We start from the raw sequence: 3011 nt of genomic DNA, 5'->3' as shown, positions 1-3011 counted from the left end.
TTGCTTGAGCACATCAAAGACTTGAAAAAGAACGGCACCACCGTGCTGTTCGTCGAGCACGATATGCACATGGTTCGTCACATCAGCGACTGGGTCATCGTTATGGCCGAAGGCAAGGTTGTGGCCGAAGGCCCTCCTGGCGAGGTTATGAAGAACCCTGCCGTGATCGACGCCTACCTAGGTGCACACCACGACACCGACCTTGGAACCATGCAAAAGAAGGGCAACTAATGAGCACTCCTGTTGTTTTCGCAGAGAATCTGGTTGCCGGCTACCTGCCTGGCGTAAACATCCTGAACGGTTGCAACCTCGTAGCCAACCAGGGTGAACTAATCGGAATCATCGGCCCTAACGGCGCTGGCAAGTCAACCTTGTTGAAGGCAATCTTCGGTCAGGTGAACATTCGCGATGGCAAGATCTTCTTGAACGGCGAAGACATCACCGGCCTAAAGGCAAACAAGTTGGTTTCGAAGGGTGTTGCATTCGTGCCTCAGACAAACAACGTGTTTCCGAGCCTGACCATTGAAGAGAACCTTGAGATGGGTGTCTTTCAAACTCCAAAGCGCTTCAAGGAGCGCTTCGAGTTTGTCACCGATATTTTTCCTGATCTAGGCAAGCGTCGCGCGCAGCGCGCGGGTTCGCTTTCAGGTGGTGAGCGTCAGATGGTTGCCATGGGTCGTGCACTAATGATTGACCCTTCGGTGCTTTTGCTCGACGAGCCATCGGCTGGTCTATCGCCGGTTCGTCAAGACGAAACCTTCTTGAGAGTCAAAGAAGTGAACTCGGCTGGTGTAACAGTAATCATGGTTGAACAGAATGCTCGTCGCTGCCTTCAGATTTGCGACCGTGCTTATGTTCTCGATCAAGGCAAGGATGCACACACGGGCACCGGTCGTGAACTTCTGAACGACCCAAAGATGGTCGAGCTTTACCTCGGAAACTTAGCCGAGCTATAAAAAGAATCCGTAGCTTCTCTCTCTAGCTATGGCAAAGCAAAACCCCCGAGCTTTCGCTCGGGGGTTTTGTGTTGTCTTTCGACTAGTTGACTGAGTTACCTGCAACTACGTTAAGGAGGGTCGAAGTGCCGTCCTTGCCGTACTGGTAAACGCCGATCGAAGCACCGGTTGGGTCTCCGTTGTCGTCGAAGTCAATTGGGCCAGAGAAGCCATCGAAGTCGATGTCTTTTCCGTCTTTAGCAGCAGCGAATGCAGCCTTTAGAACCTCAACAGAGTCTCCTGAAGCGACGTCGAACTTGTCGCCACCAGTTGAAACTGCCTGTAGGTTCTTCGAGATTGCCTCACCTGAGTCGTTGCCTGCTGCTTCTGCAGCTAGGGCTGCAAGCACAACTGCGTCGTAGCTCTCGCCTAGGTAAGCGAACTCGGTTAGCTCTGCGCCGTGGTTGGTCTTGTATAGCTCAGCTGCACGAGTCTTGAAAGCTTCGTTTAGCTTGCCGCCAGGAAGAGTTCCCTTTGCGCCTTCAATGTAGCCTGCCCAAGCCTGGTCTGAGAAGTTAGCCAAGTTACCGTCTACGAGGTAGATCTTTGAACCGTCGAACTTCTTCTTCTGAAGAGCTGGAACGATCTTCTTGATCTCGTCGTATGAGATAACTAGAACTGAGTCAGCGCCTGCAGCAACTACCTGGTCGACGATGGTGTCGAAGTTGGTCTCTGCTTCAGGGAAAGGAAGGTTAGCAACAACGGTTGCACCTGCAGCTTCGATGGTTGACTTTGCCTTAGCGTCTAGTCCCTCACCGTATGAAGTCTGCTGGTAAATGATTGCTACGTTCTGGTTTCCATCCTGAACAACGGTGTTTCCAACGATTGCACCCTGAAGTAGGTCAGATGGTGCGGTACGGAAGTAGTATCCGCCGTCAGCCCAAGTTGAAAGGTCAGGAGCAGTGTTTGACATCGAGATCTGAACGGTCTTTGCCTTGGTGATCTGGTCGATGATCAAACGAGTAACACCAGATGCTGCTGCACCGATTACTACGTCAACGCCCTCACCGAGAACCTTGGTAGCTGATGCAGGTGCGATTTCTGGGTGGTCACCGTCTGATGAGTCTTCGAGGGTCCAGGTAACGTCTTTACCTAGAACGCCACCGGCTGCGTTGATGTCCTGAATAGCAAGTTCAACACCTGCGATTTCAGGAGGTGATAGGAATGAAAGTGCACCAGTTAGTGGAAGAACTCCACCGAACTTAAGAGTGCCGTCGCCCTTGGCGTACGAGTCACCCTTTGATGCACAGCCCGACAGTGCGAGTGCCGCTGCTGCAACAACTGCAACTGCCGCAACGAACTTCTTGTTCGCGAATGCGCTCATAAAAAATAGCTCCTTGTTTATTTGCGGCAGCACGTCTTTGCAACTGCCGTGTTTGGCAGTCTACCGAGCAGATGTTTCGGGCAAATAGAGTGCTGGTAACAATTCGACACTTCTCGGGTCGTTTGGGCCCAAAAAGCGCATGAATAAAGGGCTTAACGCTTGATAACAATGTTGTTTCGAGTGCCTTTTAGGGCCTCAAAAATGAGCGCGGCAAGGCCGCACCAGACCAAAACAAAGCCAATCCAGCGGGCAGGCGGCATCGGCTCGTGAAACACAGTCAACCCCAGGGTGAACTGAATGATCGGGGTCAGATATTGCATGAAACCCATGAAGCGAAGCGGCAGGTGTTGTGCTGCCGCCCCAAACAAAATCAACGGGATGGCCGTCATCGCGCCATACATAATCAAGCCGGCACTTCCCCATGGGCCATTCGCGCCAAAATGAATGCCGCCGCCAAGAGTTGCAACTAACGCGAGCTGCACGATAGCAATTGGCACGACAAAGCCTGACTCGATGGCAAAGCTATTTAGCGCGGTTACCTTTTTGCCGAGTTTGTTTTTGGCAAGACCATAAATGCCGAACGAGCCGGCAAGCGTGAGCGCAATCCAAGGCAGACGCCCATAGTCGAACGTGAGCACAATTACCGCGAGCGCGCCAAAGCCAACTGCCACCCACTGATAACGCGAGAGCTT

Annotated in this window: 2 protein-coding genes and 2 pseudogenes; 2 read left to right on the top strand and 2 right to left on the bottom strand. The window is 52.4% G+C overall.

Translation table 11 applies throughout. The features are described 5' to 3' along the window. Together Q0L26_RS05520 and Q0L26_RS05515 are read left to right on the top strand one after the other, a co-directional pair. Window positions 1-231, top strand: a pseudogene (locus Q0L26_RS05520) (ABC transporter ATP-binding protein); the annotation flags it as partial. Beyond that, window positions 231-956, top strand: a complete 726-nt coding sequence (locus tag Q0L26_RS05515; protein WP_296648492.1) for an ABC transporter ATP-binding protein — start codon at window positions 231-233, stop codon at window positions 954-956. The pseudogene Q0L26_RS05520 and the gene Q0L26_RS05515, both read left to right, overlap by 1 nt. A gap of 82 nt (window positions 957-1038) precedes the next feature. On the opposite strand, the gene Q0L26_RS05510 is transcribed toward Q0L26_RS05515, so the two are convergent. Together Q0L26_RS05510 and Q0L26_RS05505 are read right to left on the bottom strand one after the other, a co-directional pair. After that, on the bottom strand, window positions 1039-2319 hold the full coding sequence (locus Q0L26_RS05510; RefSeq protein WP_296648489.1) for an ABC transporter substrate-binding protein: 1281 nt from the start codon (window positions 2317-2319) through the stop codon (window positions 1039-1041). Window positions 2320-2471: 152 nt separating this feature from the next. After that, window positions 2472-3011: pseudogene (locus Q0L26_RS05505) on the bottom strand (EamA family transporter RarD); the annotation flags it as partial.

It is taken from the genome of Rhodoluna sp. (assembly GCF_024641065.1).
Classification (GTDB): Bacteria; Actinomycetota; Actinomycetes; order Actinomycetales; family Microbacteriaceae; genus Rhodoluna.
Note: the sequence above shows the minus strand (reverse complement) of the source record. Positions and strands in the feature narration are given on the sequence as shown.

What these genes read in the sequence shown, in the direction of transcription:
- Q0L26_RS05510 (WP_296648489.1), bottom strand. Translation starts at nt 2,319, where the DNA reads ATGAGCGCATTCGCGAACAAGAAGTTCGTTGCGGCAGTTGCAGTTGTT.
- Q0L26_RS05515 (WP_296648492.1), top strand. Translation starts at nt 231, where the DNA reads ATGAGCACTCCTGTTGTTTTCGCAGAGAATCTGGTTGCCGGCTACCTG.